This is a genomic window from Arthrobacter sp. 01L42, from assembly GCF_056400005.1.
Window position 1 is genome coordinate 182,976 of the sequence record NZ_JBFTSL010000003.1, and the last position, 13,037, is coordinate 196,012.

Consider the following 13,037-nt stretch of genomic DNA (forward strand, 5'->3'; position numbering starts at 1 on the left):
CACTGTTTTTTCTGACACTGCTGTTTCTGTCACTGTTTTCTCTGACACTGCTGTTTCTGTCACTTCGTTGGATTCCGTCACGTCGTTACTTTCCACTATCGGCTTCTGCCTGAGGGGCTGCGGAGATCAAATCTTGGAGGGTGGTGAGGAGCACGGCTTTGTCCTCGGCACGGCGCGTCCGGTAACCGGTGTCGAGTTCGTGGGAACCGAGCATCCAGCTGAGCACCAGCAGGCCGTCCTTTTCCACGAACTTTCCGGCCATGCCGCTTTCCTGCCGCACACCGGTCAGGCATCCGGCCGGGATGAACACCGGGCCGGCGCCCGCGCGCTCGAACAGCACGCCTTCGGGGTGCACGGAGAGCTTGGCGTTGGTGCGGATGCCCAGATTGTGCACGGCGATCCGGTCCAGCCAGTCGCCGGCGGTGGTGGAGGCGACGTACTGGCCGTCGGCGGCGGCCAGCGGGGCGCCGAGTTCGGCGGGAACCTCGGGGAGGGGCTCGACGTCGGACTGGCGGCGCAGGCGGTTACGCCAGCCGACGGCGATGAGGGCAAGCGCGACGCCAATCAGGACGAGCGTGAAGAGCAGGGAGAGGTCCTTGACACTCACGGGCGGCGGCCCGCCGGTCCTGCGTCGAGCGCTTCGGCCGGCCACCGGTACGGGGTGTTGAGTTTTCCGTCGAGAACGGTCGGGTGGCCCTTGAAGAACGTCGCCACTACCTTCCCCGGCAGTTCCCGGCCGGCAAACGGAGAGTTACGGCCCATGGTTGCCATCTTAGAAGGGTCCACGGTCCAGCGCGCAGCCGGGTCCACGAGTATGACGTTGGCAGGCTCCCCGGCCTCGAGCGGGCGGCCCTGGTCCTGGACCCGGCCGATGGCGGCCGGCGCCGTGGAGGTCACGCGGGCAAAATCCTCCCAGCCCATCAGGCCTGTTTCGATCATGGTGTGCTGGACCACGGAGAGCGCGGTTTCCAGCCCGGTCATGCCCATGGCCGCCTGCGCCCACTCGCATTCCTTGTGTTCGCTCGGGTGCGGGGCGTGGTCGGTGCCGACGACGTCGATCGTGCCATCGGCCAGGGCGGCCCGGAGGGCCTGGACATCGGCGTCCGTGCGCAGCGGCGGGTTGACCTTGTAGACGGGGTCGTAGCTGCGGGCGAGCTCATCCGTGAGCCAGAGGTGGTGCGGGGTGACCTCGGCCGTGACGTTGACGCCGCGGGACTTGGCCCAGCGGATGATCTCCACGGACCCGGCCGTGGAGACGTGGCAGACGTGCAGGCGGGACCCGACGTGCTGGGCCAGCAGCACGTCCCGGGCGATGATGCTCTCTTCGGCGACGGCCGGCCAGCCGGCCAGGCCGAGGACGGCGGAGACCTCGCCCTCGTTCATCTGGGCGCCGGCGGTGAGTCGGGGTTCCTGCGCGTGCTGGGCCACGACGCCGTCGAATGCCTTGACGTATTCGAGCGCGCGGCGCATCAGCACCGGATCGTGGACGCAGATGCCGTCGTCGGAGAACACGCGGACGTGGGCGCGGGAGTCGGCCATGGCGCCGAGCTCGGCGAGCTGCTCCCCCGCGAGGCCCACGGTGACTGCTCCCACCGGACGGACGTCCACCCAGCCGGCGGTCCGGCCAAGGGTGAGGACTTGCTCCACGACGCCGGCGGTGTCCGCCACCGGGGTGCTGTTGGCCATGGCGTGCACGGCCGTGTAGCCGCCCAGGGCGGCGGCGCGGGTGCCGGTTTCGACGGTTTCGGCGTCTTCGCGGCCGGGTTCGCGCAGGTGGGTGTGGATGTCCACCATGCCCGGGAGCGCGACGAGGCCCGCGGCGTCGATTACTGTTGCGTCCCGCACCCCGGCGCCTTCGGCGTCCAGCTGACGGCCGCGGGCGGCGATCACGCCGTCCCGGATCAGCAGGTCCTCGGCTGCTCCGCCCAGGATCGAGGCCCCCCGGATGAGGTAGGCGCCGCTGTTGTCTGCGTTCTGGTGCTGATCGGCCATCAGTGGCTCTCCTGGTGGGAATAAGTGAGGTTCGGAATGGCGGCGTGCGCCGCGGACGCGGCCGCAGAGGCAGAAGCTATGGCAGAAACTGGTGCGGCGGCCGGCTCGCGGTTCTCCCCGGACAGGAGCAGGTACAGTGCCGCCATCCGGACTGAGACGCCGTTGCGCACCTGCGCCAGCACGGTGGAGCGGGGCGAGTCGGCCGCGGCCGCGGAGATTTCCAGCCCGCGGTTCATGGGACCGGGGTGCATGATGATGGTGTCCTTGAGCCCCAGGCTGTCGAGGGCACGGAGCCGGTTGTCGTCGAAGCCCCAGCGCCGCGAGTATTCGCGGGTGGTGGGGAAGAAGGAGGCATTCATCCGTTCGCCCTGGACGCGGAGCATCATCATGGCGTCCACGCCTTGCGCGAGGGTCTCGTCGAGGTCGAAGCTGACGGCGCACGGCCATTTTTCGACGCCGATGGGGAGCAGCGTGGGCGGCGCGACGAGGGTGACCTCGGCGCCGAGGGTGCGCAGCAGCCAGACGTTGGAGCGGGCAACGCGCGAGTGCAGGACGTCACCGGCGATGGCGACGCGCATGCCTTTGAGGTCGGCGCCGGCCGAGGGCGTGCCGGCCAGCTTCGACCAGTGCCGGCGCATCGTGAACGCGTCCAGCAACGCCTGGGTGGGGTGTTCGTGGGTGCCGTCGCCGGCGTTGATGACGGCGGCGTCGATCCAGTCGGTCGCGGCGAGCCGGTGCGGGGCGCCGGAGGCCCAGTGCCGGATGACGACGGCGTCGGCGCCCATCGCGGCGAGCGTCTGGGCGGTGTCCTTCAGCGACTCGCCCTTGGAGACGGACGAGCCCTTCGCGGCGAAGTTGATGACGTCGGCGGAGAGCCGCTTGGCGGCGGCTTCGAAGGAGATCCGGGTGCGGGTGGAGTCCTCGAAGAAGAGGTTGACCACGGTGCGCCCCCGCAGGGCGGGGAGCTTTTTGACCTCGCGCTCCCCCACCGCAGCCATTTCCTCGGCGGTGTCCAGGATGCGGATGGCGTTGTGCAGGCTCAGGTCTTCGGTGGAGAGCAGGTGCCTCATGCGGTGGCCTCGATGACGACTTCATCGACGGGGACGCCGTCTGTTGCCCCGCCTCCGGCAGAGTCGGTTTCCTCGAGCCGGACCCGGACCTTCTCCGATGAGGAGGTAGGCAGGTTCTTGCCGACATGGTCGGCGCGGATGGGCAGTTCCCGGTGGCCGCGGTCGATCAGCACGGCGAGGCGGACAATCCGCGGCCGGCCGAGGTCGATGATGGCGTCCAGTGCTGCCCGGATGGTGCGCCCGGAATAGAGGACGTCGTCGATCAGCACCACAACTTTGTTGTCGATGCCCGTGCGCGGCAGCTGGGTGGGGTAGGGCGGCCTGGTGGGCTGGTGCGAGAGGTCGTCGCGGAACATCGTGACGTCGAGTTGGCCGACAATGGCGGCGGCGTCCACGGTGGGATCCGCGGCGGCGATCTTGGCGGCGAGGCGGACGGCGAGGGGATAGCCCCGGCGCGGGATGCCCAGCAGGACGAGGTCCTGGGAGCCCTTGTTGGCCTCAAGAATTTCATGGGCGATACGAGTGAGCGCGCGGTCGATGTCAGCCTGGTTGAGGACAACCCGGGTGAGCACCACCTGCGCCGGACCCGGTGCTGAAGGCACGGAAGTCAAAGCTCGTCTCCCCTTTCCCCGCCTCACGGGACGGAATTAAAAAAGGATTATTTGCCCTTTCAAATTACCACAACGGCACTGCTGCCCCGTCGCCGCCGGAATGCGTTTAACCTCACACGGACATAGGCTCGGTTCCATGACGATGAACGGACCGCGGCCGGGGCATGAGCACCCTGGCGGCCCGCGCCAGGGGCCGCTGCCCCGGCAGGCCAACCCGACGTGGCTGGGGCGTGTCCAGCCCGCGAACTACCAGCGGGCCCCTGCCAACGACGGCGGCCAGTTGCAGCCGGCACTGCCTCCCGCCGGGCCGGCGGGAGGCAGCCCGGGCTGGAAGAACGGCCGCGGTTCCGGCGTTTTTGGCCTGGTGATGGCCGGCGGATTCCTGGCGTTCCTCTGCCTCTTCCTGGTGGTGCCCTTCCTGCTGGAAAGGACCGGAATCACCGGCTTTGCCGTTGGTTTCGTGGCCTCGCTGGTTCCCCTGGGGACCGTATTGCTGACGGTGCGCTTCATCGACCGCTGGGAACCTGAGCCGAAACCCCTGCTGCTTTTCGCGTTTGCCTGGGGAGCCGTCGTCTCGATCGCGGTGACGATGCTGATCCAGCCCTATTTCTCACTGGTGGCCGGGCCCGCCTCGGGACTGGACTCTACGACGTTCGCCGTGACGGTCCAGGCGCCGGTGGTGGAGGAATTCGCCAAGTCCCTGGGGCTGCTGTTGCTCGTGCTCTTTGCCCCGAAACACTTCAACGGACCGGTCGACGGTGTGGTGTTCGCCTTCACGATCGCGGCGGGCTTCGCGTTTACCGAGAACATCCTCTACTTCGGCCGCGCCATCGCCGAATCCAGCGATCCCGGCACGGACCTCGCGGTGGTTTTCTTTCTCCGCGGGGTCCTCTCACCCTTCGCCCACGCCATTTTCACGGGTACGACCGGTCTGGTGATGGGCTTCGCCGCCGGCCGCGGGAACACCGGGCTGTCCGTGCTGGCGTTCTTCGCCGGCCTCGTCCCCGCGATGCTGCTGCACAGCGCCTGGAACAGCATGGGCCGGGACTTCCTGGGCCGGTACGTGATGGTGCAGGTGCCGATCTTCCTGCTGGCGGTGCTGGTGATCGTGCTGCTGCGGGTGGCTGAGCGCAGGCTCACCCGCCAGCGGCTGACGGAATACGCGGCCGCGGGATGGTTTACCGCGGCCGAGGTCGACATGCTGGCCACCGCCGCCGGCCGCCGTTCCGCGCTGCGCTGGGCCAGGTCCACCGGGCGGGGCGTGCAGATGAAGGCGCTGCTCGATGCCGCCACCCAGCTCGCCCTCACCCGGCAACGGATTCTCAGCGGCCGGGACGTGCCGGCACACCAGCGCGATGAGCAGCACCAGCTCGCCGGGATCGCCGCGCTTCGGTCCGCCGTCGTCGGTTAGGGACAGTTGGAACCCAGTGGGGCCAGCCCAGCGTGGGCAACCGGGGAAAAGAAAGAACCCCGGCCAGGATGTCCTGGCCGGGGTTCTGCGGGGAGCCGAGAGCTTACGCCAGCAGCGAGGGCTTGAGCTGCTGCAGCCGGCCCAGCAGGCCGTTGATGAACGACGGCGACTCGTCCGTGGAGAGCGTCTTGGCCAAGGCCACGGCCTCGCTGACCGCCACGCCGTCCGGGACGTCGTCGTTGTAGAGCAGTTCCCACGTGCCGATCCGCAGGATGATGCGGTCCACGGAGGGCATGCGCTCCAGGGTCCAGCCCTGCGAATAGGTCTCCAGGAATTCGTCGATGGCCACCTGGTGCGAGACCACGCCTTCGACGATTTCGAGGGTGTAGGGGTTGACGATCTGGTCTGTCTGCTCGCGGCGGGACTTCAGCACGTCGAACGCGGAGGCTGAGCGCTGCTCGGCCTCAAAGAGCACATCGAGGGCCCGGTTCCGGGCCTTACCGCGCGCACTCACTAGTCGTTGACCCGGCCGAGGTAGCTGCCGTCGCGGGTGTCGACCTTGACCTTGGTGTTGTTCTCGACGAACAGCGGCACCTGGATCTCGTACCCGGTTTCGAGGGTGGCGGGCTTGGTGCCGGCCGAGGAGCGGTCGCCCTGCAGGCCCGGCTCGGTGTAGGTGATCTCGAGGACGACGCTCGGGGGCAGCTCGATGTAGAGCGGGTTGCCTTCGTGGATGGCGATGTTGACCATCTGGTTCTCGAGCATGAAGTTGGTGGCGTCGCCGACGGTGGCGGCCGAGACGGTGAGCTGGTCGAAGTCCGAGGTGTCCATGAAGACGAAGTCGGCGCCGTCCTGGTACAGGTACTGGTAGTCGCGGCGGTCCACCGTGGCGGTCTCAATCTTCAGTCCGGCGTTGAAGGTCTTGTCGACGACCTTGCCGGACATCACGTTGCGCATCTTGGTGCGCACGAACGCGCCACCCTTGCCGGGCTTGACGTGCTGGAACTCGATGATGTTCCAAAGCTGGCCCTCGAGCTTAAGGACGGTTCCGTTCTTGATGTCGTTAGTGGTTGCCACTGTATCCTCTTAGTTTCTCTCTGGTTCCATCAGGCCGGTGCTATCGGCCGGACGATCTATGCCGGGCCGGCATGCCAAGCGGGCCGCCAGCGCGTATTTGTCAAAAATCCAAGATCTATTCTACCGGTTCCGGCGGACAGCTGCCTGACGCAGGCTCAGGACTGCTGTTCCAGGACGTCCCTGGCGCGCTGCAACGCAACCGTGGAGGCATAGATGAGGGCCGCATCGGCGGACCCGGCGACGCGCAGATCCAGCGCCTTGGCGAAGGATTCGACGGCGGCGCCAATGTTCCCGCCGGCGAAGTAGGACCGGCCGAGGTGCTGGCGGACGGCGGCCTCCTCCAGGGTGCCCTGGGTCTCGGCGAGGAGTTGGCGGAACACCTCCACCGCCCGGTCGAACCGGTTCGAGACCCGGAGCACGTCCGCCTCGAAGATCCGCAGCCGGAGCGAGCCGGGGTCCTTGTAGCGGGCCTCGGCGAGGAGCTCGGCGGCTTCGGCCGCGTGCCCTTCTACGAGCCGGACCAGGATCAGGTCCCCGGGGTCTGTCGAGGCCGCCAGGGCCTCGGCCATGACCTCGTCATTGACGACCTGGGGCATCAGGGACTGCGGGTTGATCCGGATCCCGGGAAATCCCGCGTCCGGCCACTCGCTCGTGCCGCCCTTGACCATGTGCATCAGGAGGCAATCTCCTGGTAGGCGGCAAACAGCAGGGACGTGTCCGGAACATCGAGGATGCCGGGCCGGCCAACGCCGTCGAGCACCACGAACCGCAGCAGGTCACCGCGGGATTTCTTGTCCCGGCGCATGCCGTCCAGGAGGGCCTGCCAGCGGTCGCGGCGGTACGTGATGGGAAGCCCGAGGCTTTCCAGGATGCTCCGGTGCCTGTCGGCGTCGGCGTCGCTGAGCCGGCCGACGCTGCGGGCGAGCTCGGCGGCGAACATCATGCCCACGGAGACGGCGGCGCCGTGCCGCCAGGAGTAGCGCTCGGCGAGTTCGATTGCGTGGCCCAGGGTGTGGCCGTAGTTCAGGATCTCGCGCTGGCCGGTTTCCTTCAGGTCCTCGGACACCACCCGGGCTTTGACGCTGATGGCGCGTTCGATCAGTTCGCGCAGGATGTCCGAGCGCGGATCGGAAACCGCGGACGGGTCCTTCTCGATCAGGTCCAGGATGGCCGGGTCGGCGATGAAGCCGCACTTGATGACCTCGGCCATGCCGGAGATGATCTCATTCTTCGGCAGCGTCTCCAGCGTGTCGAGGTCCGCGAGGACACCGGCCGGCGGGTGGAACGCGCCCACCAGGTTCTTGCCCTCGGCGGTGTTGATGCCGGTCTTGCCGCCGACCGAGGCGTCCACCATGCCCAGCAGGCTGGTGGGCATGTGGATGACCTTCACGCCGCGCAGCCAGGTCGCGGCGACAAAGCCGGCCAGGTCGGTGACGGCGCCGCCGCCGACGGCGACGATGGCATCGGAGCGGGTGAAGTCGTTCTGCCCCAGCACCTGCCAGCAGAACGAGGCGACCTCGATGTGTTTGCCCTCTTCGGCGTCGGGGATTTCTGCGGTCAGCGCGGTGAACCCGGCGGCGGCCAGCTCTTCCCGGACGGTGTCCCCGGTCAACCGCAGCGCACGGGGGTGGATGACCAGGACGCGCTTGACGCGCTCACCCAGCAGGCCCGGCAGGCTTGCCAGAAGGCCGCGGCCCACTACGACGTCGTAGTTCTCACCCGGCGTTTGTCCGGTGACTTTGATGACGGTTGATTCGGTACTCACTATTCAACTTCCTTTGTCGACGCCGGAGTGGGCACCGCCGCGGCCTTAGCCGCGGCGCGCTCCCCCAGCGCATCTTCCAGCCGGTGAGCCAGCTCCGGAACGCTGCCGCGCCGGACATCGAGGACGAGGTCGGCGAGCCGTTCGTAGACCGGCTGCCGGGTGGCGAACAAGGTCCGCCACCGGCCCATGGCGTCGCCGGCCAGGAGCGGCCGGCCCGAATTTCTGGCGATGCGTTCCGCCACAGTCTCGGCGTCGCATTCGAGGTAAACAACGGTACAGCGGCCCAGGAGCTGCTGCGTACCGGAATCAAGGACGGCCCCGCCGCCGAGCGAAATGACGGCGGTGCCGCCCTGTGTCTCTTCGATGGCCTGGGCCACGGCCCGGGCCTCCATTTCGCGGAAGGCGTGCTCGCCACGGCTGGCGAAGATCTCGGCGATCGTCCCGTGCTGGGCCACCACGAGGGCGTCGGTGTCCATGAAGGCGCACCCCAAGTGCTCGGCGAGCTGCTGTCCGATCGCCGATTTGCCCACGGCCATCGGTCCGATCAGGACCACCGGTCCAACGTTATTTGCCGCGGGCGCCGCCGCGGCGGAGGGCCCGTCGGTTTTCCCGGCCGGCACTAGTGGCCGATCGAGTCCAGGGACGCCGGAATGCTGTCCAGGTAACCCTTGATGTTGCGCGCGGTCTCCTGCACGGAGTCACCGCCGAATTTTTCCGCGACCGCTTCGGCGATCACGAGGGCCACCATGGCCTCGGCCACCACGCCGGCGGCCGGCACGGCACAGACGTCGGAGCGCTGGTGGTGGGCCTTGGCGGCCTCCCCCGTGCTGACGTCGACCGTCCTGAGCGCGCGGGGTACGGTGGCGATCGGTTTCATGGCGGCACGGACGCGCAGGACATCGCCGATGCTCATGCCGCCCTCGATCCCGCCTGCGCGGTTGGAGGTACGGATGATCTTGCCGTCCGCGTCCTTGACGATCTCGTCGTGGGCGGCGGAGCCGCGGCGCGCGGCGGTCAGGAAGCCGTCGCCGACTTCAACGCCCTTGATGGCCTGGATGCCCATGAGGGCCGCCGCCAGACGCGAGTCGAGGCGCCGGTCCCAGTGCACGTAGCTGCCGAGTCCCGGCGGGAGGCCGTAGGCAAGCACTTCGACGACGCCGCCGAGGGTTTCGCCTTCCTTGTGCGCGACGTCGACCTCGGCCACCATGGCGTCCGAGGTTTCGCGGTCGAAGCAGCGCAGCGGGTCGGCATCCAGGGCGATCACGTTCCCCGGCACGGGCAGCGGCCGGCCCTCCGGCACGGCTACGCTGGCGATGGATACGGTGTGGGAGACGAGCTCGATGCCGAGCTGCTTGAGGAAGGCCGCGGCGACCGTGCCTAGCGCCACCCTCGTGGCCGTCTCGCGGGCGCTGGCGCGCTCCAGGACCGGGCGGGCCTCGTCGAAGCCGTATTTCTGCATGCCGGTGAAATCTGCGTGGCCGGGCCGCGGGCGCGTCAGCGGGGCGTTCCGGGCCTGGTCGGCCAGGACTTCAGGCTCCACGGGATCGGAGGACATGATCTGTTCCCACTTGGGCCATTCGGTGTTGCCGACCTGAATGGCGACGGGGCCGCCCTGGGTCAGGCCGTGGCGGACTCCGCCGAGGATCGTGACCACGTCCTGCTCGAATTTCATCCGGGCGCCGCGGCCATAGCCGAGCCGGCGGCGGGCCAGCGCCTCGCTGATGTGGGCGCTGGTGAGTTCCACACCGGCGGGCACGCCTTCAATTATTCCGACCAGTGCCGGGCCATGGGATTCTCCGGCAGTCAACCAACGCAACATACATTCCATCCTGCCATGTCGGGCGGTTAGAACACCCGTCGGGGCGCCCCGACTGCGTCACACATCACATCTGTGACACCGGCAGGGAGGGCCTCGCCCAGCCCGGTGAAGTGCCGTACCTGCTCCACGGCCTGGTAGATCAGCATTTCCAGTCCGGGGACCACCGTGCCGCCGGCTTCCTGCCAGACCGCGGCGATCCGGCTGGGCCATGGATCATAGGCGACGTCCAGGAGGACGCCCGGGCTGCCATGCGGAGGCAGTTCTCCTGGACGTTTCGCCGCCAGCTCTTCGGCCAGTTCCGCGGCCAGCGCGTCTGCCGCGCGGGGCGGCAGCGTGGAGATGACGACGTCGGCCGCGGCGACGGCGGCTGCCGCCCCGGCGAGGGGAAGCACCCGGATGGGGACGCCGACGGCGGCGGAGGCCGCGCGGGCCTCTGCCGCTCGGCTGACATCGCGGACGAACACTTCGGCGGACACCGCCCCCAGTTCCTTGAGCGCCGCGATGGCTGCTGCCGCGGTCCCGCCCCCGCCGAGGATCACGGCGGTGGGCGCCGAGGCTGCCCCCGCGTGCCGGAGCGCGTTGACGATCCCGGTGACGTCGGTGTTGTACGCGACCAATCGCGTGTGGCCGGCACTGCCGCCGTCGGATTCGAACGCAACCGTGTTGACGACCCCGAGGGCGCGCCCCACCCCCCGGACCTCGTCCACTTCCGCCACCATGGCCGATTTGAGCGGCATGGTGACCGAGAGGCCGCGCCAGGAACCCTCAGCGCGCACCTCGTCCCTGACCTGCCTCATGAAATCGGGCAGGGCGGCCTCGGTCACGTCAATGGCGGAGTAGGCGATATCCACGCCCAGGTGGGCGTACGCGGCCCGGTGCAGCGCGGGCGACTTCGAATGGCTGATGGGATGCCCGAGGACGGCCGCCCGCAGCGTCATACGCAGCGTCCCGGGTTGGCCTCGCACCAGGCGTTGTACTGCGCCACGTAGCCGTTGTGTTCCGCCAGCGTCTTGGAGAACTTGGTCTCCTTGGTGTCCAGGTTGATGGTGACCCAGTAGAGGAAGCTGTTGGACTTGGGCTTGGCGGCGGCGTCAATGGCCGTCTTGCCGGGGGAACCGATGGGTCCGGCGGGCAGCCCCTGGTTGGCGTAGGTGTTGTAAGGGTTCGACTTGTCAGCCTTCTGGGCCTCGTCGATGTGGAAGCTGCGGATGCCCAGGCCGTAGGTGACGGTGGCATCGGACTGGATGAGCCCGTTGGTCTCGGTGTTGTTGGGCTTGAGGCGGTTGTAGATGGCGCCGGCGACGTCACCATATTCGGCCTGGCCGCCTTCGGCCTGGACGATGCTGGCCACCGTCACGACGTCGTACTGTTTCGCGGGATCGGTAACGCCCTGGGCCTTGAGTTCATCCTGGGTGCTGCCGACGAGCTTCTGCAAAATGTCCTTGGCGGAGGAGCCCAACGGGAAGCGGTACTCCCCCGGCGCCAGGTAGCCCTCGAGGTTCTTGGCTTTGGCCGGGACACCGAACTGTGCGGGCGCATCGCTGAGCGCTTTCAGGTCCTGAACAGGAATCCCGGTGCCCTCGGAAATCGCCTGCAGGGATTCGCCGATCCGCAGCCCGGCGCTGAGCGCAAAGTACATGACCTTGCTCTGGCCCTTGTTGAGCAGGACATCCACGGCATCGGAGTTCTTCATTTCCTGGCGCATCGAGAACGTACCGGGGTTCAGGGCACCGCCGGAAGCGGTGAACTCCTTGAGGAAGGTGTCCGCGTTGGCCACGACCTTTTTCGACTGAAGTTCGGTGGCCACGGACCGCGTTCCGGCGCCGGGTTCGATCGTGATGGTGACCTCACCGGTTCCGGGGCCGGGGTAGTCGGCCATGGTGTCTCCGCCGAGGAGGGGCTTGAGGAACTGTGCGCCGACGGCGATTGCGACGACGAAGACCGTCAGGGTCAGCACCAGTGCCAGGAAGCGGCGCCTACGGCGGACCTTCTTGGACGGTCCCTTGTCGTAGCGGGCTGCTCCGGCCATCAGCTCCTCGCCCGGGTCGCCGTGGTACTCGGCTTCCGGGTGCGGCTGTGCCTGGGGGTCACCGGAGTTGCCGTAGAGATGGTGGGCCTCGTCGTGGGGGTGCGGAGCGTAGCCATCGTGGACGCCGGCGTCATGGGCAGCCGCATCGTGGCTGGAGCCGTAGCCGAGCCCGCCCGCTGACGCATAGACGACGTCCTCGTGGCCAGCGTCTTCGCGGACGGGCTCCTCGCGGGAAGGTACTTCGTGGACAGGTACATCGCGGACAGGGATCAGCTGCGTGAAGTCTTCTTGCACGGGCCCTTCACGCAGGGCTTCTTCGCGCACCGGCTCTTCGTGAACGGGCTCTTCGCGCACCGGCTCTTCACGCACGGCTTCTTCGCGCACCGGCTCTTCGTGAACGGGCTCTTCACGCACGGCTTCTTCGTGCACGGTCGGTGCCGCGTCGGGAAGTTCCGGTGCGGACTGCGGCAGGCTGTCCTCTGCCGGTGCCGGCGTTGGTGCCGGTGCCGGCGTCGGAACGTCCGGTCCCGCCTCAAAAGCCTGCGGCGGGATCACGTTGTGGCCCTGGGTGGCCAGAAGCTTTTCCCGGGCCCGGATTTCTTTGCGCGTCAGCGGTCGGCCGGCGCCACCAAGGGCGTCACCGGAGGAGTCATCACTGTAGACCGGGCTCACTGTAGCCTTCCATGTTCTGAAGAGTGCGTCTGTACTGCCGGGCCGGTCTGTGCGCCGCCTCCGGTCGGCCCCGGCGCAGACTCCGCGTACACGCGGTTTCCGACCTCCGTTCCCCTGGCCTTTTGCATATCAATCGCATGTTGCAGAATACCTGCCGCCGCAACCTGATCAACAACTGTACGGTGATTCCTGCTGCTCATGCCAGCTTCGTGCAGGTTGCGGTGGGCGCTCACGGTGCTGAGCCGTTCGTCAACCAGGCGCACGGGCACCTCGGATCCGGCGTCCTGCAGGGCCAGTACCAGCAGCTGTGCGTACTCGGTCGCCATCCTGGCGGAGGCGTGCTCTTCGCCTTTCATGGTGCGCGGCAGTCCCACGAAAATCTCCACGGCGCCCAGTTCCGCGGCCAGGGCGGCCAGGATTCGCACGTCAGTGTTCTTTTTCACGTTCCGCGCCAGAGTGCGCAGCGGCGTCGCCAGGATTCCGTCGGGGTCGCAGACGGCCACGCCCACACGGACGGTGCCGACGTCCACCCCGAGCTTCACGCCCCGGGGATAGACGCCGGCAACAGCAGCTTCAGACACGTGGGATCCG

The 13,037-nt window shown here is 68.0% G+C and carries 14 protein-coding genes; 1 reads left to right on the plus strand and 13 read right to left on the minus strand.

What is annotated here, in order from left to right; all coding sequences use genetic code 11:
* Window positions 1-85: 85 nt before the first annotated feature.
* The 4 genes from AC1DN2_RS03985 to pyrR are packed head-to-tail and all read right to left on the minus strand — an operon-like array spanning window position 86 to window position 3,673.
* On the minus strand, window positions 86-607 hold the full coding sequence (locus AC1DN2_RS03985; protein WP_476849297.1) for a PH-like domain-containing protein: 522 nt from the start codon (window positions 605-607) through the stop codon (window positions 86-88).
* Window positions 604-1,992: a dihydroorotase gene (locus tag AC1DN2_RS03990; protein WP_230009705.1), complete on the minus strand. Its 1,389-nt coding sequence runs from the start codon at window positions 1,990-1,992 to the stop codon at window positions 604-606. Before AC1DN2_RS03990 ends, AC1DN2_RS03985 begins: the two co-directional genes overlap by 4 nt.
* Window positions 1,992-3,062, minus strand: coding sequence for an aspartate carbamoyltransferase catalytic subunit (locus tag AC1DN2_RS03995; protein WP_476849298.1), 1,071 nt, complete (start codon window positions 3,060-3,062; stop codon window positions 1,992-1,994). The genes AC1DN2_RS03990 and AC1DN2_RS03995 overlap by 1 nt, the downstream gene beginning before the upstream one ends.
* The gene (gene pyrR / locus AC1DN2_RS04000) at window positions 3,059-3,673 is read right to left on the minus strand and encodes a bifunctional pyr operon transcriptional regulator/uracil phosphoribosyltransferase PyrR (RefSeq protein ID WP_476849299.1); all 615 of its coding nucleotides are present in this window, start codon (window positions 3,671-3,673) and stop codon (window positions 3,059-3,061) included. Before pyrR ends, AC1DN2_RS03995 begins: the two co-directional genes overlap by 4 nt.
* A gap of 136 nt (window positions 3,674-3,809) precedes the next feature.
* On the opposite strand from pyrR, the gene AC1DN2_RS04005 reads away from it, so the two are divergent.
* On the plus strand, window positions 3,810-5,084 hold the full coding sequence (locus AC1DN2_RS04005; RefSeq protein ID WP_476849300.1) for a PrsW family intramembrane metalloprotease: 1,275 nt from the start codon (window positions 3,810-3,812) through the stop codon (window positions 5,082-5,084).
* A gap of 103 nt (window positions 5,085-5,187) precedes the next feature.
* Here AC1DN2_RS04005 and nusB read toward each other — a convergent pair whose 3' ends face one another.
* The 9 genes from nusB to ruvX all read right to left on the minus strand — a co-directional run bounded on the left by nusB (window position 5,188) and on the right by ruvX (window position 13,027).
* Complete coding sequence (gene nusB / locus AC1DN2_RS04010) at window positions 5,188-5,598, minus strand: transcription antitermination factor NusB (protein WP_018773145.1); 411 nt, start codon at window positions 5,596-5,598, stop codon at window positions 5,188-5,190.
* A complete protein-coding gene (gene efp, locus AC1DN2_RS04015) occupies window positions 5,598-6,161 on the minus strand; it encodes an elongation factor P (RefSeq protein ID WP_018773146.1) in 564 nt (187 codons plus the stop codon). Before efp ends, nusB begins: the two co-directional genes overlap by 1 nt.
* Window positions 6,162-6,316: 155 nt before the next feature.
* On the minus strand, window positions 6,317-6,835 hold the full coding sequence (locus AC1DN2_RS04020; RefSeq protein WP_476849301.1) for a tetratricopeptide repeat protein: 519 nt from the start codon (window positions 6,833-6,835) through the stop codon (window positions 6,317-6,319).
* The gene (aroB, locus tag AC1DN2_RS04025) at window positions 6,835-7,926 is read right to left on the minus strand and encodes a 3-dehydroquinate synthase (protein WP_079554549.1); all 1,092 of its coding nucleotides are present in this window, start codon (window positions 7,924-7,926) and stop codon (window positions 6,835-6,837) included. The genes AC1DN2_RS04020 and aroB overlap by 1 nt, the downstream gene beginning before the upstream one ends.
* Window positions 7,926-8,480 (minus strand): shikimate kinase, encoded by a 555-nt coding sequence (locus AC1DN2_RS04030; protein WP_290370253.1) that lies wholly within the window; start codon window positions 8,478-8,480, stop codon window positions 7,926-7,928. Before AC1DN2_RS04030 ends, aroB begins: the two co-directional genes overlap by 1 nt.
* 65 nt (window positions 8,481-8,545) lie before the next feature.
* Complete coding sequence (gene aroC / locus AC1DN2_RS04035; RefSeq protein WP_476849302.1) at window positions 8,546-9,745, minus strand: chorismate synthase; 1,200 nt, start codon at window positions 9,743-9,745, stop codon at window positions 8,546-8,548.
* 26 nt (window positions 9,746-9,771) lie between these two features.
* Window positions 9,772-10,683 (minus strand): shikimate dehydrogenase, encoded by a 912-nt coding sequence (locus tag AC1DN2_RS04040; protein WP_476849303.1) that lies wholly within the window; start codon window positions 10,681-10,683, stop codon window positions 9,772-9,774.
* Entirely contained in the window at window positions 10,680-12,446 is a 1,767-nt protein-coding gene (gene mltG, locus AC1DN2_RS04045) for an endolytic transglycosylase MltG (protein WP_476849304.1), read from the minus strand. Before mltG ends, AC1DN2_RS04040 begins: the two co-directional genes overlap by 4 nt.
* Window positions 12,443-13,027 carry a Holliday junction resolvase RuvX gene (gene ruvX, locus AC1DN2_RS04050; protein ID WP_223916695.1) on the minus strand — a complete coding sequence of 195 codons (585 nt, stop codon included), beginning with the start codon at window positions 13,025-13,027 and terminating at the stop codon, window positions 12,443-12,445. Before ruvX ends, mltG begins: the two co-directional genes overlap by 4 nt.
* Between the last annotated feature and the right edge of the window lie 10 nt (window positions 13,028-13,037).